General features: G+C 47.4%; 16 protein-coding genes. 7 read left to right on the forward strand and 9 right to left on the reverse strand.

What is annotated here, in order from left to right; all coding sequences use genetic code 11:
- Positions 1-142: 142 nt before the first annotated feature.
- Complete coding sequence (locus PP769_RS14390; protein ID WP_312641324.1) at positions 143-826, reverse strand: LysM peptidoglycan-binding domain-containing protein; 684 nt, start codon at positions 824-826, stop codon at positions 143-145.
- A gap of 246 nt (positions 827-1,072) precedes the next feature.
- Between PP769_RS14390 and PP769_RS14395 the strand changes: the two genes are divergently transcribed.
- The 3 genes from PP769_RS14395 to ligA all read left to right on the forward strand — a co-directional run bounded on the left by PP769_RS14395 (position 1,073) and on the right by ligA (position 6,076).
- Positions 1,073-1,990 carry an AAA family ATPase gene (locus PP769_RS14395; protein WP_312641326.1) on the forward strand — a complete coding sequence of 306 codons (918 nt, stop codon included), beginning with the start codon at positions 1,073-1,075 and terminating at the stop codon, positions 1,988-1,990.
- Between the two features lie 98 nt (positions 1,991-2,088).
- The gene (locus tag PP769_RS14400; protein ID WP_312641328.1) at positions 2,089-3,984 is read left to right on the forward strand and encodes a hypothetical protein; all 1,896 of its coding nucleotides are present in this window, start codon (positions 2,089-2,091) and stop codon (positions 3,982-3,984) included.
- Positions 3,959-6,076, forward strand: coding sequence for an NAD-dependent DNA ligase LigA (gene ligA, locus PP769_RS14405; RefSeq protein ID WP_312641330.1), 2,118 nt, complete (start codon positions 3,959-3,961; stop codon positions 6,074-6,076). The genes PP769_RS14400 and ligA overlap by 26 nt, the downstream gene beginning before the upstream one ends.
- A gap of 156 nt (positions 6,077-6,232) precedes the next feature.
- On the opposite strand, the gene PP769_RS14410 is transcribed toward ligA, so the two are convergent.
- From PP769_RS14410 to PP769_RS14420, 3 genes are all read right to left on the reverse strand, one after another.
- Positions 6,233-7,504 (reverse strand): hemolysin family protein, encoded by a 1,272-nt coding sequence (locus tag PP769_RS14410; protein ID WP_312641332.1) that lies wholly within the window; start codon positions 7,502-7,504, stop codon positions 6,233-6,235.
- Between the two features lie 250 nt (positions 7,505-7,754).
- The gene (locus PP769_RS14415) at positions 7,755-8,420 is read right to left on the reverse strand and encodes a septal ring lytic transglycosylase RlpA family protein (RefSeq protein WP_312641334.1); all 666 of its coding nucleotides are present in this window, start codon (positions 8,418-8,420) and stop codon (positions 7,755-7,757) included.
- An 85-nt stretch (positions 8,421-8,505) separates the two neighbouring features.
- Positions 8,506-9,759, reverse strand: coding sequence for a hypothetical protein (locus tag PP769_RS14420; RefSeq protein ID WP_312641336.1), 1,254 nt, complete (start codon positions 9,757-9,759; stop codon positions 8,506-8,508).
- 167 nt (positions 9,760-9,926) lie between these two features.
- On the opposite strand from PP769_RS14420, the gene PP769_RS14425 reads away from it, so the two are divergent.
- On the forward strand, positions 9,927-10,349 hold the full coding sequence (locus PP769_RS14425) for a sll1863 family stress response protein (protein ID WP_312641338.1): 423 nt from the start codon (positions 9,927-9,929) through the stop codon (positions 10,347-10,349).
- Between the two features lie 190 nt (positions 10,350-10,539).
- The gene (locus PP769_RS14430; RefSeq protein ID WP_312641340.1) at positions 10,540-12,951 is read left to right on the forward strand and encodes an endonuclease MutS2; all 2,412 of its coding nucleotides are present in this window, start codon (positions 10,540-10,542) and stop codon (positions 12,949-12,951) included.
- Here PP769_RS14430 and queG read toward each other — a convergent pair.
- The 5 genes from queG to PP769_RS14455 form a co-directional block, all read right to left on the reverse strand.
- Positions 12,943-13,971 carry a tRNA epoxyqueuosine(34) reductase QueG gene (queG, locus tag PP769_RS14435; RefSeq protein WP_312641342.1) on the reverse strand — a complete coding sequence of 343 codons (1,029 nt, stop codon included), beginning with the start codon at positions 13,969-13,971 and terminating at the stop codon, positions 12,943-12,945. The two genes, PP769_RS14430 and queG, sit on opposite strands and share 9 nt — an antisense overlap.
- A 33-nt stretch (positions 13,972-14,004) precedes the next feature.
- Positions 14,005-14,391, reverse strand: a complete 387-nt coding sequence (locus tag PP769_RS14440) for a hypothetical protein (RefSeq protein WP_312641344.1) — start codon at positions 14,389-14,391, stop codon at positions 14,005-14,007.
- A gap of 317 nt (positions 14,392-14,708) precedes the next feature.
- Positions 14,709-16,358, reverse strand: a complete 1,650-nt coding sequence (gene groL, locus PP769_RS14445) for a chaperonin GroEL (protein WP_312641346.1) — start codon at positions 16,356-16,358, stop codon at positions 14,709-14,711.
- Positions 16,359-16,435: 77 nt separating this feature from the next.
- Complete coding sequence (locus PP769_RS14450; protein WP_312641348.1) at positions 16,436-16,753, reverse strand: GroES family chaperonin; 318 nt, start codon at positions 16,751-16,753, stop codon at positions 16,436-16,438.
- Between the two features lie 253 nt (positions 16,754-17,006).
- On the reverse strand, positions 17,007-18,047 hold the full coding sequence (locus PP769_RS14455; protein ID WP_312641349.1) for an RNA polymerase factor sigma-32: 1,041 nt from the start codon (positions 18,045-18,047) through the stop codon (positions 17,007-17,009).
- A gap of 241 nt (positions 18,048-18,288) precedes the next feature.
- Between PP769_RS14455 and PP769_RS14460 the strand changes: the two genes are divergently transcribed.
- Both PP769_RS14460 and PP769_RS14465 read left to right on the forward strand, forming a co-directional pair.
- Entirely contained in the window at positions 18,289-19,512 is a 1,224-nt protein-coding gene (locus PP769_RS14460; RefSeq protein WP_312641351.1) for an MFS transporter, read from the forward strand.
- Between the two features lie 40 nt (positions 19,513-19,552).
- Positions 19,553-20,782: a bifunctional 3,4-dihydroxy-2-butanone-4-phosphate synthase/GTP cyclohydrolase II gene (locus PP769_RS14465; protein ID WP_312641353.1), complete on the forward strand. Its 1,230-nt coding sequence runs from the start codon at positions 19,553-19,555 to the stop codon at positions 20,780-20,782.
- Positions 20,783-20,877: the final 95 nt, after the last annotated feature.

The raw sequence follows: 20,877 nt of genomic DNA on the forward strand, positions 1-20,877 counted from the left end.
TAGCATATGGCCTATGGGGTGTCAACGAAAGTGCCAGTGAGACACACGTCTTCTCGAGGGTAGAACAAGAAAAGGCCGGAACCGAAGGAAGCGGCTTTCCTTGGGATCCCGACCTTAGCTTGAAGAATGAATGGAGCTGAAATTACTGACCGCTGACGATAAGCTTTTGTCCAACGTGAATGGTGTTATCCGTCAACTGATTCCAGGCTTTGAGATCATTGATCGACACGCCGTACTCTTTGGAAATCCGGTAGAGGGTCTCGCCTTTAGCTACAATGTGTGACCCTTCATCGAGACTTCCCATGGTATCCATACTTGGTGAATCCAAAGGAATGGTGTCCCCCAAATTCAAGTCCGAATCAAGTTTCGTCATATCTGAATCTTTAAAGTCAAGATCATTCAGCCCAAATTCAGAGATCGAAGGTTCGGAAAGTTTCAAATCATCTGATTTTCCCATCCCTCCCTCTCTTACACGGGACAGTTCGTCATGGGAACGGTTCAATTGGTCGCGCAACGCTTCTAATTCGGCATTTAAATCTCGGTTTTGCGATTCCAATGACCCCAGTTGTCGTTGCGTGTCTTGATACTTCACATTTAATTCACCGGTTCGTTTTTCTTCTTGCGCTAAAAGCCTTTGAAAATTTAACGCACGTGCCTTCTCGGCTTCGAACTTTTCTGTACTGACGCATCCGGTCAAGACTCCACTACAGACCAGTACGCCAGCTGCAATTTTCAGGTATCCAAACCAGCCCGATGATTGGGGATCTCCTTGATGTCCCCCGAACAATGGTTGCACCATATTACGCGTTCCTCCTCTGAGGTTCATATGTATCCCTCCTTTAGGGACAATGGTCAATAACGAGAAGGGGAAGATCTCTACGATCTGGTCACCTTTTGCTACACAATAATTCGGAATAGGGATAATGTCAAACAACTATTTGCACACCGGTAGAAGTTACCGAACACCACGATTCATTGACCATGGAAAAATGGCTGTGATAATTTCACTTACCATTTGCCTTCGTCCTTTTCTATGACCTCTCCATTTTCACATTCTGCAGATCCTTCGGTTATGCACATCGGGCAGGTTGCGCTTCGCCTGGCCCGTCCCCTCACACAGACACAAGCCTGGATGGGCAATCAAGAAATTCTACGTCAGCTTCTCGCCTGTTGGTTTATCGTGGATGAAAAAGATGTGCCTTTATCACCAAGAATTATCGGTCAACCGGGGGTGGGGAAGACCACACTCGCCATGGCGGCCACTCAGGAGCGGAAGCAGGAACTCTTCATTTATCAATGTACGGCTGATACCAGACCTGAAGACCTTCTCGTGTCCCCGGTCATTTCCGAGGGAGGCACGATTACCTACCAAGCCTCTCCTTTAGTCACGGCTATGGTGACCGGCAATGTCTGTCTCCTCGATGAAGGCAACCGGATGAATGAAAAGAGTTGGGCCTCCCTTGCCTCCCTGCTTGATCATCGACGCTCGGTCGATTCGGTTGTGGCGGGTGTTCAAATTCATGCGCATGAGAATTTTCGATGTTGTGTCACGATGAATGAAGATGCCTCGACCTATGAGGTGCCGGATTATATCCTGTCCCGTCTCCAACCGACGTTGAAAGTTGAATTCCCTAATAAGGAACATGAATTGGCCATTTTGCGGTATCACCTCCCGTTTGCGTCTGCGGAGTTAATCACACTTACGGTGAATTTTCTTCAAAAAGCGCATCAACTGGATCTCCCGTTTTCCATTCGGGACGGGATGCACATGGTGCAATACGCGATGAAACGGATGGCCCAAGACCCTCACCATCCCGTGGCCCGTGATCCGGCTTGGCGGGAAGCCCTGATCAATGTTTTGGGAGAAGAAGCACAAGATCTGGATGTGTTAGCGAAACGCCGGTCCCAAACATTGCACGGGCATGCTCTTCCGAAAGGATTGGGGGATTTCTTCTTTGAAGAGGATCATCCTCTGCACCCAGACCAGTAGGCCGCCCTCAGACCTGTAACCCTTGGTGACCCTGATGCACGGCCCATCCTCTAATTCTTGAGTGGGAAAGCCTTTCCGCTTTTCCCCCAGGACGCACCATGACTCTCTCCTCGTTGACCCCAGACACGATCTTTGCTCTTTCTTCTAATATTCACGTCCTGCCTGTGGTGCATGGAAGTGGAGATATGGCTCATGTCGTCCGCGAGATTATTGTGTCCCGCCACATTGATTGTGTGGTTCTTCCTCTACCACCATCGGTGCAATCCTTCGTAGAAAAGGGGATTGACCAGTTGCCTGTCATCAGTCTGGTGGCTCTTCCAGAACAACATGACGATGGAACCTCGAGCTGCTCTTATGTGCCGATTGATCCGTGCCAACCGGTGATCATGGGGATTCGATCAGCCATGTCGGAAATGATCCCGCGAGCCTTTATAGATCGTGAGGTCCGGCGCTACCATCCCGTCTCTTGGGTCGGGCCTGATCCCTATTCTTTAAAGGCTATGCCTTTGGCAGCCTTCTCTGCTGCCACTATGCCTTTTTTGCCGCCTCCTCAAGACCCATCTTCTCGTTGGGAACGCATCCGTTGGATGGCATTTCGACTTCATGAACTCGAACTGGACTTTTCGGCCATTCTTTTTCTCTGCCCAATGACGGATTGGCCCTGGTTGCGTCAGGCCTATCATGAGCGGATGCCGTATATTTCACCCGAGCAGAACATTAGTCTTCCCGAGTGGTGGAAGGTCGAATCGTCTTCCCTCTACTTTGCGTTGAGCGAATTACCCTATGTCACCCATCTCTATGAACGACGACGGGAAGAAGCCCGTGCCGATACGCATTTGGCTATTGATGGCATCAAAGAACTGGTTTTGGAAGCACGGTCCAGGTGGCTGGCGTCTCGTTCCACCACCATCGCGCACGAAACAAATTGGGTCACTCCACAATTATTGCAACGCTATTTTCAATATGTGCGGAATCTGACACTTCTCGAGCATCGGCTGAAGCCGGATTTATATACCTTGGTTCTAGCTGCCAAGCAAATGGCTGGAGATGAATTTGCCCTCAGGTTATTGGAAACCGCCAAAACCTATGACTGCCAAACTCAACCATCCGTATTGGATACCAGGCCTGGTGTGTTAATGGGAATTGGCGAACTTCAAGACCCTGGGGGCAACATTCTCCCGGCTGTAAATCGGCTGCAAGGAGACCCTTTGATTTGGCGCCGTGTCACCCTCCGGCCTGATCCCTCAAGGCCCAAAGCACAGGCTTGGACACAACAATGGAATCCTTATCGGCAGTGTTCCTGGCCTCCGGAAGATCAGCGTATTGAATCTTTTGCGGCGCATGTTCGACAACATAGTCGACAGGTTTTGGGGGCAGATTTAGGCAGGATTGAACGATTCAACAACTCGCTGGAAGATGGAATTGATCTGCGGGCGACTTTGCGCCAGTGGGCTATTACCCCACAACGATCCGTGCGTGATATTCATGTTAAAGTGGTTCCTCCCGTGCGAGGAACCATTGAATCGTTGGTGTTTTTCTTTGAGGTGCCGGCGGATCCTCAGAAGTTTTCCTGGCAAACGACCTGGTATGCCGAACATCAAGAAGAGTCCACTCTCAGTTTCTACGCAACCCCCTTTTCGCCGAATATGGTCGGACCAGGAATCGGACAGGCATGCTATGGAGGCGCACTTTTCCTGTATCCCCCTCGGCTTATTCCTGATATATGGGAAAATCCCCTATTCGATTTTGCGACGTCGCTTGAAGAACGATTGCTGGCGGGAGCCTGCGCCCATTCACAAGAACCCGTTGTGGCTGTCGTCTCGCCGGTTCCGCTGACTTGGGCCTGGCGAAAGATGGCCCGTCGCTTCGGCCGGAAGCTCCTGCCCATTCCCTTACATCGGTTTTCAGGGCAAACAATTGCTCGTCTACGGCAGTTTCACGTGTTAAATGGGCACGAAATCCGAAGTTATGCAGCCAAATTTATTCGAGAATAATCCTGACGAGGCAAAAGTAGAGGATTCTTCCAAGGCTCCTCAATCTCGTGCTGTGCCATCCGCAAAGGTTCAACTGAAGCTTGAAAAGTTAAAACACGCCATTCGTCGACATGATGAATTGTATTATGTCCGAAGCCGACCGGAAATCTCTGATGCTGAATATGACCAACTCTTTCGAGAACTGCAATCCTTAGAGAGCCGCTACCCGGACCTCAGGACACCTGAGTCGCCAACCCAGCGGGTCGGGGGTGCGCCACTTGCCCAATTCAATAAAATTACACACGAATTTCCTCTTCTTAGTTTGGACTCGGAAATGGATGAATCGCGCGTTTTGGCGTTCGATCAGCGGGTTTCCCGGGAATTAGACGGGCAACAACCGAGCTATTCGGCTGAACCCAAATACGATGGATTATCTGTGGCCCTCACTTACGACCATGGCATATTTGTACGAGGAGCTACGAGAGGAAATGGGGCTATAGGGGAGGACGTGACGCACAATCTTCGTACCATTCGTGCCTTGCCATTACAATTGAAGGAAGGCGGGACTTTTCCCTCTCATATGGTGGTGCGGGGTGAGGTGTTTATGAAACTCCAGGATTTTCACACATTGAATCGACGCTTAACCGAACAAGGGGAAGAACCCTTTGCCAATCCGCGCAATGCGTCATCCGGAACATTGCGCCAATTGGACCCGGCTATTACCGCGACCCGCCCGTTGACCATCACCTGCTACGATTTCATGAACTCGGGATCAATTAGACCCAGCACCCATTATAATGCGGTCACCTGCTTAGAAGCATGGGGATTGCCGATCCCTCAATTTCGTCGGCACTGCCCCTCCATCCAGGAAGCTCTGGAATTTCATCGGGAAATGTTTGAACGACGGGACGTCCTGCCGTTCGAAATTGACGGCATCGTCATTAAAATTGACCGGTTCGATTGGCAAAAGGCTCTTGGCGAAAAGTCACGCAGTCCCCGATGGGCCATTGCCTTCAAATTTCCTGCAAGAAAGGAACTGACCAAAGTTCAGGAGATTGCCATGTCGGTCGGTCGGACCGGGGCGCTCACTCCCATTGCCCTACTGGATCCGGTGGAAATCGGTGGTGTGACGGTGAGTCGGGCCTCACTGCATAACGTGGAGGAAGTCGCCCGTAAAGATGTACGGGTGGGTGATACCGTAAAAGTCGAACGGGCAGGGGACGTCATTCCAGATGTGGTGGAACGAGTGCCTGTGCCGGGTGAAAAGCGTGGGGCTCCTTTTCAGCCGCCAACGACCTGTCCGGTGTGTCAGTCCCATACGATTCAGGAAGGGCCGATTCTGTATTGTACTGGCCAAACGGTATGTTCCGCGCAACTCAAAGGATCACTTGAACATTTTGCGTCAAAAGGCGCCTTGAATATCGAAGGGCTTGGAAAAAAAACGGTAGCACAATTGGTCGACAAGGGCTTCGTCAAGGACTTATCAGATCTTTATACATTAGGTATTGACGACCTTCTTCAATTAGAAGGCTTTGCAGATAAATCCGCGAGGCAACTTTTGGGAGAAATCGAGAGAAGTAAGGAGGTTCCCTTCGCGCGTCTTCTGATTGGCCTCGGCATACGTCATGTGGGGACTCATATCGCCAGAATTTTGGCCCAAAATTTTGGTTCACTCGATAATTTGAAGAAGGCTACCGAAGAGGAACTTTTACAAATTCGTGACATTGGACCGGAGATTGCTGCGAGTGTGACCCATTTTTTTCAAGAACCCCGTAATTTAAAGGTTTGGCAATGTATGGAGTCATTGGGAGTTCGGATTCAACAGGAAGCAAGTATGCCAAAGCCGCATGCTCAACCGTTGAGGGGGAAGATTTTTGTGTTAACCGGGACGTTGAACGGCTATTCCCGTCAGGAGGCGACACGCAAAATTGAAGAGTTAGGTGGACGTGTCACTGCCAGCGTCAGTAAACAGACAGATTACCTTATAGCCGGTGAAGACCCCGGCTCTAAATATGAAAGGGCCACCACATTAGGAGTTAAAATTTTAGATGAAAATGAATTCTCTATAATCATTCAATCCGGGAACAGTCTATCTTCATCATCCAATCAGTAAGGTTTCTATCGAATAATTATTAATAAGGTTTTATCTCTTCATGAACTAAAGTGGGTAGCAAAGAATGGGCAGACCAATTTCTTTGTTGGGATTGTAAGAGGGGAGATGATGTTAAATTTTATCAGCAGGACAAAGGATACAACCGGGAAGTTTTTGTTAGGATTCTGAAGACACCGTAGACGGTTCGGTGGGAGGCGTTTCGGGAACAGGTTCTTCCTTAATGATCTGGACGCCTTTAATAGAACGTTCATCAGCTTCCTGGACAATTAAAAGACAATTGTCCGTTTGAACTTTCTCCCCGACAGCAGGTATATGGCCTAATTCTTCGAGGATAAGTCCGCTAATCGTATTTTGTTCTTCGTCGAGTTCAACCTTAAGAAATTCATTGATACGGCGGACTTCAGTGCGACCATCGACTAATATTTGATTTTTTCCCGTCCGGCGAATCCATTCTTCATGGAGATCGCCTTCGTCGAGAATCTCTCCAACTACCTCTTCAAGAAGATCTTCGACGGTAATTAGCCCCATCACGCCTCCAAACTCATTGACCACAATCGCAATATGTCGTTTTTCTTGCTGGAATTGTCTCAATAAATCATCAGCCGTTTTGGTAGAGGGGATGAATAATGCCGGTTTCGCTAAGGATTTGAGGGTGAGGTTTGTATGACTTTGAGCCAGTTCCATTAAGGCATGATTGCGATAGAGAATGGCGGTGATATTGTCCGGATTTCCTTCGTAAATGGGAATTCGTGAATATTTCGCTTTAAATAACTCTTCACGGGCTTCTCCAAGTGTTTGATTGCCATCGAGCGCGAACATATATATCCTCGGCGTCATCGCATCTTCAGCCGTCACGTCATTGAAATCAAACACGTTTTTAATCATTTTTACTTCATCTGTTTCCAAGACCCCCGCTTTTCCTCCGGCATCGAGCATAATTTTGAGTTCCTCTTCCGTAATAAACGGAACTGTTAAGCCACGACCACCTGTGAGTTTTAAAATAAACGGTTCCAAGAAATAGAGAAACGGAAAAAATAATTGTTCGAGGAGATATATGGGGTATGCCAGTAATTGCACGGCCGTTTCAGAATATTTGGCGCAAAGCGTTTTCGGGACAATTTCACCGAATAACAGGACCATAAAGGTCAAAAGACCCGTAGCCACAGCCACGGCCTCAGATCCAAACATGCGAATGGCAATCAAGGTTGCCATGGAGGCCGCCATGATATTGACTAAATTATTGCCAATTAGAATTGTCGAGAGAAGGCGTTGTGGATTTGACCGTAATTTCAGGGCAAGTTTTGCCCCTTTATGGCCTTCATCGGCCAGGGCTTTCAACCGGCTTTCCGTTATGGAAAAAAATGCGATCTCGGCCCCGGAGAAAAAAGCGGAAAGTCCTAGACAAATAAGGACGGCGATAAAATCCATAGAGGGCTTAGCGAGCTCCGACGTGACAAAGATATGTCGTTACAGCAAAGCTAGCTGCAAGAGCTGGAAGTCTGGTCTTGGGGGAAGTTGGTATCAGAAGAGTTTGAGAGGGATTCATAATAAGGCCAAAAGTCTCATTGTTGATGAGAGGTTTTGAGCCCTCAATGCTTGATTGGGTCCAAGGTACCATAGGGTATTGGTTTAAGGCAATTATACCGGATTAATTCTAAGATTAGCTCTTTTATTTCAGTCAGTTACCTTGTATCAGAAGAGAATCAAGGTCGAATTGTTTTTCCAGTTCTATTGCCACGATTTTGGCCTTCTCTTGAGAGGGAAATGTCCCAATTTGGACACGGTGCCATTGTCCAGATGGAAGGTCCACGGTCGTCAATCGTATATTGGGATAGTGGTAGGCCAGTTGTTTATGCAAGGCGACCGCTTGGGTTAAGGTCGTGAAAGAGCCTACCTGCACCCAGTAACTCTCAGGCCCTCCACCCGTATAGCCTGCACTTGCGTTTGTCGCTTTGAGGATCGTTAAACTAACATTCGCCGTTCCTCTTCCAATCATGGCCAGCTCCCGGGCAGCTCCATAGGACAGATCAATGATCCGGCCCCGAATAAAAGGACCACGATCATTGATGCGAACAGTCACGGATTTCCCGGTATCGAGACTGTGAACAAGGACCCGTGTTCCAAAGGGTAGCGTACGATGTGCGGCAGTGAGTGCCCACATGTCGTAGGGTTCACCGTTGGCAGTCCGATTACCATGAAAACTTGGGCCATACCAGGAAGCCTCTCCTCGTTGAAACGTTTCCGAGATCATCGGCTCGGGACGGGATTGGCCCCCTGCACATCCAGCCGTGAGCAGGAAAGTCAGGATAAGACAAATCCTTTTGACTGGAATACCATTATTCATGCTCCGTAATCCCCGCCGGAGTGTGAAGGGAAGGTGTTTTTTCGAGGTTTATAATCTTGGGAAGCGCATGAGTCCCCTGGACTCATCAGTTAGCCATGGATCCCTTGGGAGCCTGGTCCATCGTTCGGCGGTCGACAAAGCGGTAGCTCTGTCGATTGAACACCGGATATACTGAAAAGATCGGTGTTCCACAGGGGACAACGGCACTGTCAATGCCACGGCTTAATTGAAGATGGAGATTTATGAAGTTAAAACTCAACCCTTCTTGCCAGGGTTGAGATAAATTGTGCACATATGATTCAACCTTATCGGAAGCATACGTTCTGGTCATGAGGCCCGCTCCTCCTTGCAATCCATAATCGGGGAGATCCGGCGCACCTTGAATGAGGAGTGAAACCAAAGAGGCATCGAACCACACCTTGATATTACAACTAACCTGAATAAAGGGTCCCAAACTACCGGTGTGTTCTAAGACGGCCATGGGGTAGACCAGTTCTGGTGGGAGAGAGGGGTCGGTTTGAGAGGCTTGGGTGATAAACTCTGGGTCCTTGATACCCGATACAGAGAAAAAGATAAGATTCGGATCGTGGAGATCCACATCCAGTACTTGGCCGTCGTGGTAACTGCATAATTTTCCCATCTCATAGCGTAAAGGAAATGAATATCCCATTTTTCCATAGAAAATTCGAATCCCAGCTTCCAACGGGTCTTCCGGGCTTCGACTGATTTTTAAGTCAAAAGGTAAAACAATATGAAAAGCATTCGTCCGGGCATTGATAAATGGAGCGCAAGCACCAGGAAATTCTTTATGGATTGCCAGATTGTCCGGTTCAAACTTTTTCGCCGCTCCACCAAAATGCTGGGCAGTTTTTGCCTCTTTGGTTAATCGATATTTTTCTTGATAATAGGCCGAGGCCCGCTTTTGTGCGGTTTCGAGAAAATATTCAGGGATATCGGTTTCGACAATCAGGCTTTGTCGATCTGGTGATTGTGGCCGGGCAACCTTCATCGCTTCATTGTAGCGATGAAGATCACTTTGAGTTTTTCTGATTAAATGCTCAAGGTCCCGCCCTAATTCAGGATCGTGGTAGCGTGTTTGCGGTAGGAGTTGGTAGGCTTTTTGCAGTAATTCTAATTTCATGGTGTAACGTTTGGGTTCAGCTGAGAAGACCGTGGCTATGGCCATCAACAAATTAAATTGTTCCTCAGGAAGGAGGGATAATTTGTTCAGGTCGTTCTCCTTGACAAATGCTAAACCCAACGGACCAAAAGCCTCCTCCTGGCGTAGATGGAGGGTAAGGAGATAGTTGAGATAGGCGCGAGCGTCTTCTTGAGTCATATGGATCCTTATTTTACGGGAGGGCATTCTAAGGTAAGTTTGTCATTGGAGCAAGGCATCGTGTCAATTTCCATGCAATTTTCGGAATCCTCGTTGCTTTCATTACCATGAGAATCATCAAATTTGAACTTGCGAGAAAACAAGGTTTTGGAAGGAAAGGATTTAATATGCACCAAGCCTTTTTGCTAAAAACCAGAGGTGCCGCCTCTATGCTGGGAATGGGATGGATTTTGGCCTGTCTGTTCCTGGGAAGCGGAGCGGCATTTGTTTCGGCAGAGAATACACCTGGCAAGAAAACGGGATCGGTTGCAGCGAGAGGAGATGAATTATCGACGGAAAGTCTGAATAAACAAATTACTGATTTAGAAATACAAATTCAGAAACTTCGGGATCAAAGCATCGAGCTACAAGAAAAAACCCGAGCCAAACTTCAAGCCCAACTCGATAATTTTAAAAAGCAACAAGATACCCTCATCCCGCGTATTGAGCAACTTCGTGACAATAGTGAAACCGCTTGGCAGGACATCAAGGAAAACATTCAAAAGGCCATTGAAGATCTCAAGCTTTCGGTTGATTCTATGAAAAAATAACGTTGCGCCGGACTCTCGGGTAGTCTTCACGTTTGCAGTAAATTACTTGCCAGGGACCCTTGGCTTTTATATCCTTCCCGTACAACTTGCTTATTCACTCTTTTTCCTGAAAATCTCACGGTTCAATCCAATGTTTGCATCGATTGGAACGTCTTTTTGACCTGACGCGCTATAATAAATGGTGCCTCGCATGGTTCAATACACAGAACAGGTTTTGGAATGGCCTGCTTTAATCGATTGTCTTGCCAATGAAGCCGCCTCCACGATGGGGGCCGCACGCTGTCGTGCGCTCGTCTTCGCAGCTGACCTTCAGACTGCCCGTATTCAACAACAAGAAACCACAGAAATGGTTGATATCCTCGAAGGCACTCATCCTCTGCCTTCCATGGTGTTTCCCGATATCAGAAATGTGCTGGCACGGGCTGAAAAAGAAGGCGTTCTGGACGGGCCTGACCTTCGAGATATTGCTTTGGTTATAGGCCTGGGGGATACGATCAGACGCCACATGGAAATTCATGGCTCCCTCTTTCCGATGATCAGAGCTCGTTGTGTAAACCTTCAAGATCTGATGTGGATCAGGCAAGTGATTGATTCGTGCATTGATCTCAACGGCCGTCTGCGAGAATCCGCAAGTCCTGAGCTCTATCAATTGACACAGAAACGTCAGGGGCTCCGTCAAACCATGCGTCGACAGTTGGAAGGGATGTTGGCTTCTCAAGAATATGAGGATCTTCTTCAAGGACAATACTTTGCTGAACGTGAGAATCGATACGTGATTCCGGTAAAAGCCGAACGACAACATGCGATTGATGGGATTGTCCATGACATTTCCGGTAGTGGAGCCACGGTATTTATTGAGCCCCGTCATCTCATAGAATTAAATAATTCCATTAAATTTGCCGATTTGCAGGTGGCTCAGGAAGAACGGCATATACTGCAAGATTTGTCCAGTCGTGTCGCAGACCATGTTTGGGCCATCCGTGAAAACTTGTCCTGCTTGGCCGATGTCGATTGCCTGATGGCTAAAGCACGCTTAAGCATTAAAACTCAAGGCTCTCCCATTCACCTGACCCAAGAACCTTGTATTGATCTGCAACAAGCCAGGCATCCACTCCTGGCGTTGACCAAGGAACACGTCATTCCCAATTCCATTCGTATTGAGGGCGATACCACAGTTCTCATCATTTCTGGACCAAATGCGGGTGGGAAGACGGTGTCATTGAAGCTGGTGGGATTATTCGCGATGATGGTGAAAGTTGGGCTTCTCCCGACTTGTGGCCCCGATTCTAAGATGGCCCTGTTTGGACAGGTGTATGCGGATATCGGGGATTCTCAAGATCTCCGTAAAGATGTATCCAGCTTTTCTGGCCATATTCTCAATATGATCGCCTTATTGAAAAATATTGGTTCCCCAACGAACGCAGCGAACAGGGATGTCCTTGTACTCTTGGACGAAGTCGGGAGCTCGACGGATCCCATTGAGGGCGCCGCGTTAGCGGAAGCCTTCTTAACCCGTCTTTGCGAATTCGGATGTATGATTATAGCGACCACTCATTATCCCACATTGAAAACCCTTGCTTTTCGAAATCCTCATGTTCGGAATGCCAGTCAGGAATTCGATATGGTTACTCTTGCTCCAACATACCGGCTCATAGACGGAATTCCTGGGGGGTCTTCAGCCTTGGAGATTGCCGAACGATTAGGGTTGGATTCTTCAATCATTCAATCCGCCCAACTCTTGATACAAAGAGACGACCACGATCTTGATGCTATCTTCCGGGCTCTTCAAAACACACATACTCGATTAGAACGTGAATATGAGCAGGCCCAACACCTTCGTCAAAAGGCCCAACACTTGTTTGATGAGGCGGAAGTCACTCGCAATCAATTGCAAGCCCAGGAACGAGAAGACCGGCAACGATATCGGAAGCAGTGGCAACAAGAATTTTCCAAAGCACAAAGGCAACTTAATCAAATCATCAATGACTTAAAAACGGACAAAACACTCTCGAAGGTTCGTTCTATCCAGCAAACCATTGGTTCGGTGAATCAAGAAATACTCTCCTGTCTCCCCAATAATTCCCTGGAATCATCTGAGCCTCCACAAAAAGGGGACCTTGTGGAAATTGATCCATTGGGGACGATAGGGATCTTGCAGGAAAGTCTTGAAGGGAAAAAGCAGGTATCCATTCGTGTGGGTACCCAGACAATTAAAACCGCTCCTTCAGCCGTACGTCGAGCCACGGCTTCTTCCAGCAATAAATCTTTGTCAGGTCCACAACAATTGAGTCGGAAACGGTCTCTCTCCACAATTTCCACTGAGACAAGTCACCCAAGCTCTCATCAGGCAACCGGCCAATATCAACAGGAACTGTGTATTCGTGGGTTCCGGTTGGACGATGCGATGGAGATGACACTTGCGGCCCTAGACCATGCCCTGGTCACCCAAGCCAAATATCTTAAAGTCATCCATGGCCAGGGTTCTGGCGCACTCAAAACAGGAATTCGAACTTTTTGTCAATCCTCTCCCTATATTCAAAGCTTTCGACCCGGTGATCCAGCGGAGGGAGGAGACGGTGTGACCGTGATCGAATTACGATAAAGGAAACCGTGGGGGGTGATTATCGAGTCCCATCTGTACATTTCGGATAAAGCCCTCATGCTTAGGGCGCCGCAAGGGGCTCCCTGTCGTGAGTGATTGAAATTCATCCTTTGTCAGTTTAACCAATTCAGGTAATTGGGGATGTAATGTCCATGGAAATGGCTGGAATCCTGGCTCCGTAGTTGCTTTTGCATTCACATTAAACGGACAAATATCCAAACAATCGTCACAGCCAAAAATCCTATTGCCTATTTTTTTTCTCAGCTCGGCTGGCAGGTCATCTGCACTACCACGATATTCAATCGTCAAATACGAGATGCATCGTTCCGCATCCAGGAGATAGGGTTCCACGATAGCTCCAGTGGGACAAGCCTGAATACAGAGCGAGCATGTTCCACATAAATCCATGGCGGGTTCGTCACGATCCAACGGCATGGTCGTTAGAATTTCTCCGAGCAACAGCCAGGATCCAAACTCGGTGGAAACAAGATTAGTGTGTTTGCCGATCCAGCCAATGCCGGCCTCCTGGGCCCACGGTTTTTCCATGATGGGCCCGGTATCCACATAGCTCCGGGTCTGAATATCCTGTACCTGTGAGTGAAGGAAACTTTCTAACTCTCTAAGCCGGTCCTTCATGAACCCGTGGTAGTCCTTCCCCCAGGCATATCGGGCAATTCGTCCAGCAGCCTTTGACTCATCCGGAGTATGCCCGGTGTAGTAATTCATCCCCACGACTATCAGGGATTGGCAACCTGGAAGAACTTCCTCTGGGTTGGAGCGGCGTTTTGGATCTTTGGCAATCCATTCCATAGTTCCTTGAAAGCCTAAGTCCAGCCATTTTTTTAGGCGTTTCCATAAGCGCCAAGTAATCGATTCCTCTTCTTGGGAAATCGTATTTTGAGCTGGAGGGAAAGGTGTGTCGAGTAGAGGCGGTGGCAGACGAGCAATTCCAACCGAATCAAAACCTAAACGGATGGCCTCTTCTTTGATGGCATTGGTCGGGATCGAGTGAGGAGACATGAGTGCTACTTCTCCTCCGGATAAAAACGAGATTTAATTTTGTCCGGGGGTTCCCGGATTAGCAGCAGGAACATTGTTCGCACAATTAAACATCACGATAAATCTTCCCGTACATTGCTCGGTGGTGCAAGCTTGACATGAACCAACAATTGTAGTTTTCCAGTCGGTTTGTTTCTCGTCAAATTGGCAAAAGGTTCCCCCTCCTTTGGAGATATCCACCCACGGTTCGGGATATCCAGGAAACTGAGCAACAGCGCAGCCATTGGGAATGGGAACTCGACATTCAGCCTTGGCCTCTCCTTTTACCATACCAATGGTACAATTCGTTTCTGTTCGCGACTGGGCATCGGTTGCTTCACCCTTATTGATAAGTCCAAGCAAGCCGTTCTCGGTCACGAGAAAAACCACAATTGCCCACATCAATATCCGATAGGTTTTTGTTTGACCAAAAATTAGCTTGATTGTGTTTGAGTATAAATTCATAGTTTGCTGAAACTAGATCAACGGATGAGGAAAGCTACACCAATATAGAAAAGTTTCATAATGTCATAATGATGGATTTCCTTATACCACATCACCCAAACAATCTGTCAAAAAAACTATTACTTTATGGAGTGCAATTATCAATTAACTTAGATGGTTACTGGCTGACCGGCGAAGGAATTAAAGTTTCAGAAATAGAAACCCCCCTGCAGGATTGGATCCTGCAGGGGGGCACTAAATTCGGGAGTCGGATTTTAGAATCCGCCCATGCCGCCCATGCCACCCATGCCGTGATCATGGCCGCCAGGCATCCCAGCACCTTCTGATTTCGCTTCTGGGATTTCAGTGACCATAACTTCCGTAGTGAGCATGAGAGCCGCAACACTAGCAGCATTTTGCAAAGCGCAACGTGCCACTTTGGTTGGATCAATCACACCGGCCTCAACCATATCCACAAATTCTCCGGTGCCGGCATTGTATCCTCGATTGGTGGATTCAAGTCGAACTTTTTCCACAATAATAGAACCTTCAGCGCCGGCATTGATGGAAATTTGTCGAATTGGTTCTTCCAGGGCACGCTTGACAATATTCACTCCAACTTGTTGATCGTGGTCTAATTTCATTTTTTCCAGAGCCGGAACACAACGAAGGAGAGCAACGCCTCCGCCAGGAACAATGCCTTCCTCCACTGCGGCCTTGGTCGCATGAAGGGCATCTTCCACACGAGCTTTCTTTTCCTTCATTTCTGTTTCCGTTGCGGCTCCTACATTAATTACAGCAACGCCTCCAACCATTTTGGCCAATCGCTCTTGTAATTTTTCCCGATCATAATCGGATGTGGTTTCTTCAACCTGTGTTTTAATTTGCTTGACACGACCTTCAATTCTTTTCGGATCTCCAGCTCCTTCCACGATCGTGGTATTGTCCTTGTCAATGTTCACCCGTTTGGCCCGACCGAGGTCCGTCAGCTTCACACTTTCGAGTTTGAGGCCTACTTCTTCAGAAATGACTTGCCCGCCTGTCAGAGTGGCAATATCCTCTAACATGGCTTTTCGTCTATCACCAAAGCCAGGAGCCTTAACCGCTGCCACATTCAGTGTGCCACGAAGTTTATTGACTACCAGTGTTGCCAGGGCTTCGCCTTCAACATCTTCAGCGATAATGACTAACGGTTTCCCCATTTTCGCAACTTGCTCCAGAATAGGGAGTAAGTCTTTCATAGCGCTGATTTTCTTTTCCACAATCAGTAAAAACGCGTCTTCCAATGAAGCTTCCATGCGATCTGCATTGGTCACGAAATAGGGAGAGATGTACCCGCGATCAAATTGCATTCCTTCGACTACATCTAGTGAGGTCGACATGGATTTGGCTTCTTCTACGGTGATGACACCATCTTTTCCCACTTTATCCATTGCTTCGGCGATCAGGTCACCAATGGTGTGATCATTATTTGCGGAGATTGAACCAATTTGAGAAATTTCCTTTTTTGTCTGGCAGGGCTTGCTGAACTTTTTCAATTCTTCAATTGCTACTTCAACGGCTTTATCAATTCCCCGTTTAATCTCCATTGGATTGGCGCCTGCCGTGATATTTTTGACTCCTTCACGGTAAATGGCCTGGGCCAATACTGTCGCAGTCGTGGTCCCATCACCAGCAGTATCACTTGTTTTACTTGCCACTTCCCGAACAAGCTGTGCGCCCATGTTTTCATACGGATTCTTTAGCTCGATCTCCTTGGCTACCGTCACGCCGTCTTTGGTGATGGTTGGAGCACCAAATTTCTTATCGAGAATCGCATTTCGGCCTTTTGGCCCTAATGTCGCCTTTACGGCATCTGCTAATTGATTCACTCCGCTCAATATAGACGCACGTGCCTTTTCACTGTATTGCAACTGCTTAGCCATACATATCCTCCTTTAAAAACATATTTTAGTGATGTGGAATGCCACTTAAAAAAGTGAGTTCGAACTTGATGGTGGTGTTAATTTTCGAAGACGCCCAAAATATCTTCTTCTTTCAAAATTAAACAGTCATCGTTTTCAACCTTAATTTTGGTCCCGGAATACTTATCAAACAGGACTTGATCGCCAACTTTCACATTTTCAACATCAGGCCCTGCGGCTTCGATAGTACCTCTTTGTGGTTTTTCACGAGCTGAATCCGGCACGTAGATTCCGCCTGCTGTCCGCTCTAATTCTTCGGTGTAGGCTACGAACACACGATCCCCTAAAGGACGGAATCCCTTCGCGCTGCTACCTTCTTTGGCTTCCTTCTTTTCCTTCTCTTTTGTGGCTGCCATGTCTGCCTCCTTCTTTGGTTGTTGCTAATTGATTAAAAAAATGGTGAGTACTAACTTTTAGGGTGACGCACACCTGTTTGATAATTCAAAAATGTGTCAACTTGGAGGGAAAGATAAGTCTGGTTGAATTGAAGTCAAGAGGGAAAGATAAGATTTTCAATAAGGACGAGAGGCGGAGGTCCCCCCTTTAAGATAAAGAAGGCACCTTTAATTTTTGAGATAAAAGATTTAGTACGTATATGAACTTAAAGCACTATTTCCTGAGATGTTCAAAATCCTGAATATCTTTTTTCATAAGCTCTCGTAACTTCTTAATTATTTTAGCCTCCAGTTGACGAGTCCGCTCTTTGGTAATCAGATATTTTCTCCCTAAGTCTTCTAAAGTCACGGGAGATTCGGATAGGAGTCGATTGCGAAGAATATCCTCCTCTCGCTCTGATAGTGTTTGTGCAAATTCTGCTAACTTTTTTCGGAAGAGAAGACGCAACTGTGTATCAGCCAATTGGTCATCAATGGGAGCTTGGGTAGAGGGAAGTAAGTCATGAAAGGTGCCTTCTCCGTCCGAAGTCATTGGCTGATCGAGGGAAAGTTCCCAGCTTCCTAAACGTTGATCCATTTCCACAACATCTCGTTCACGCACATTTAACCGGTCTGCCAGTAACTTTGGATCGGGGACATAGCCTTGTCGTTCCAGCTTGGCTTTTTCGCGACGAAGGTTATAGAAAAGGCGTCGTTGCTCCTGGGTTGTCCCTATTTTGACAAGACGAAAATTATTGAGGAGATACCGCAGCACAAAGGCCCGAACCCACCAGGCTGCATAGGCATAAAAGCGAACATTTTTTGTCGGATCGAACTTCTTCATGGCCTGCAAAAGCCCCACATTCCCTTCCTGGATCAGGTCCATTTGATCAATACCGGCAAGACCATATTCCGAGGCGATGGAGACACACACACGAAGGTTAGCTAAAATTAATTTCACCGCAGACTCCCGTGTCCCTAGCGTCTGATATTCATGAAAGAGTTGAAGTTCTTCCTCTTTCGAAAGGAATGGATACCGGCGGACTTCGGCCAAGTATCGACTGAGTGTTGTGGTCGGAGTCAGCGCCGTTGAGACTGGATCCCATTTCGACTGGTCTTTGGAGTTCTCTTCACTTTCAGGGTGGTTATCTTGTTCCTTGGCATCATCAAGAATGATTTCTTCACGGACCTCTTCATTAGGTAGTTCAGAAACCGATTTTTTGACCACGACATCGATCACATCGGGATTCCGCTTTTTGGATGATTTCTGTGTCATGCTTTGGCTTACTGATCTAAGAAGGCAGGGTTTGCCGTATTCTTCTGATATATTGTAATGAATTTTTCTTGGATCACCAAACGCATTGACGATTTTTTCCAATTCCGAGATGAAAAAAATGTCTCAGAAATTTCTAATTCAGAGAAATATTGTCTATTTCAGGAAAATCTTTTTATAGTCTGGTCTTGCGTGCAGGTTTGAAAAATTCAACAGAAAGGCCTCCCATGCCCTTGAAAGAACTATGTTAAAAGAGGTAAGCCAGTCACTTCGTTCCGGGCATTGGCCAACTCTCCTTGGTGCGTGGCTCCACTTTGAAATAAGTTTTATGGTGTGGCTTCTTATTGGCGCCATGGGTATTGCCATATCTGAAGAATTTTCTCTTTCAGCGTCTCAAAAAGGCCTTTTAATCGGCTTCCCATTGCTGGGTGGCGCATTGCTTCGAATTATCGTGGGGCCGCTAGGGGACAGATTCGGGGCTAAAGTTGTGGGATTAGGCATTCTGGGCTTGGAAGGTATCGGGCTACTGTTGGGATGGTTAGGTGGAACCAGTTTCGAGTCTATGCTGGGAATTGGACTCTTTTTAGGATTTGCGGGAGCCAGCTTTGCGATTGCTCTGCCTTTAGCTAGCCAAGCCTATCCCGCAGCCCATCAGGGGTTGGCCATGGGGGTTGTGGCGATTGGAAATAGTGGTGTGCTGTTGGCTGCGTTTATGGCCCCACGGCTTGCGGAAGGGGTTGGATGGCATCAGGTTTTCGGCATCATGCTCCTACCTGTTATGGGGACAGCGCTCCTGTTCTTCTGGTTGGTTCAATCAGTTCCGGTAAAGAATAAAACCGCTCCTTCAAAAACTGACAGCATTGGTGTATTTTTGCGAAAAGGGATTCAGGACCCAGTCATGTACTGGTTATGTTTTTTGTATGGTGTGACCTTCGGAGGATTTGTAGGGCTTTCGAGTTATCTCCCGATTTTTCTTCACGATCAATTTCACATCGGCATGGTAAAGGCTGGAACATTAACCGCACTTGGCGCTCTAGTAGGAAGTGTGGTCCGCCCTCTGGGAGGATTTCTTGCGGATCGCCACGGAGGCATTGCTTTATTGCAAGGGCTTTATCTGATAATAGCCGCCCTATGCCTGATATCGGGGAATCTTGATAGTTTTGTTTTGAGCTATGCCATGATTCTTCTAATTATGCTTTGCTTCGGATTTGGAAATGGAGCCATTTTTCAGGTTGTTTCCTATCGATTTAAATCCGTAATGGGTACGGCGTCCGGTTTTGTTGGTGCGGCAGGAGGCCTTGGAGGATTCCTCCTACCATACGGGTTTGGATGGTTGAAGGAACTAACCGGAACCTTCTCTTCAGGATTTTTTACCCTGGGCATGGTTTCGGGATTGGCAGGCATTAGTGTTATGATGTTTCAGCGTTTGACTCGGTTCACCAAACACAAATCCATTCCAGAAATTTAACGAGCGTGCCTGAAACGTTTGCCCGTCAAGGGAGTTACCTATGAAAAAAGAAACGGCCCCAATACACAAACCTCAATTTCACACCATTGCCGAAACTTTACAGGATATTCAAGCTGGCAAATGCATCATTCTTGTTGACGATGAGGATCGCGAAAATGAGGGCGATTTGGTCATGGCAGCTGAAAAGGTCACGCCCGAACATATTAACTTCATGGCGAAATACGGCCGAGGATTAATTTGCCTGGCCCTCACCCCCGATCGAGTTGAGGAGTTAAAACTTCCCCCACAGACGAATGAAAATACCGCACCTTATGGCACCGCCTTTACCGTATCGATTGATGCCGCCAAGAATATTACCACTGGGATCTCCGCTGCTGATCGAGCCACCACGATTCAGTTGGCCGTAGATCCAAGAGCCAAGCCAACTGATTTTGCCAGACCTGGGCACATCTTTCCTTTAAAAGCCAATAAAGGCGGAGTATTGCGCCGTGCCGGACAAACCGAAGGGTCTGTCGATCTTGCCCGGCTGGCTGGGCTGTATCCCGCGGCAGTGATCTGCGAAATTATGAATGATGATGGCACGATGGCCCGGGTTCCCCACTTAATGAAATTTGCAAAGCATCATGGCCTGAAAATCATCACAATTAAAGACCTGATTCAATATCGATTGCATCGAGAAACGTTTGTGAAGCAAGTTGCCACCGCAAATCTTCCCACACGATTTGGTCATTTTCAGTCGGTCGTTTTTGAAAACGAACTTGATGCCGGAACACACATCGCCTTGGTGAAAGGGGAGATCGATGATCTTCCAACGTTGGTGCGAGTCCATTCAGGTTGTCTGACAGCCGATGTTTTTGGGTCATTGCGCTGTGATTGTCGAGAGCAACTCCATCGAGCAATGGAAATAATTGAACGGGAAGGTAAAGGGGTCCTGTTGTATTTAAATCAGGAGGGACGGGGAATCGGACTCACCAATAAAATTCGGGCCTATCACCTTCAGGACCAGGGCAGTGATACAGTCGAAGCCAATTTACAATTGGGGTTTAAGGCTGATTTACGGGATTACGGAATTGGCGCCCAAATTTTAGTTAATTTAGGTCTTAAAAAAATCAGACTCATCACCAACAATCCAAGGAAAATTGTGGGAATTGAGGGTTATGGGTTGGAAGTGGTGGAAAGAGTGTCCATTGAGATCACTCCCCAGGAGTCAAATGTGCACTACTTGCGCACGAAAAAGGCCAAATTAGGCCACCTCTTGAATAATGTGTAGTGGGGTCTTGCGGTTCTTTCTGGCAAGTGGTACACACTGAATCGCGGATCGCAACTCTCTTGATTTTTGCAATGAGAGAGTGAGTTTCAAAGGAA

The organism is Candidatus Nitrospira allomarina, assembly GCF_032050975.1.
GTDB classification, from domain to species: Bacteria; Nitrospirota; Nitrospiria; order Nitrospirales; family UBA8639; genus Nitrospira_E; species Nitrospira_E allomarina.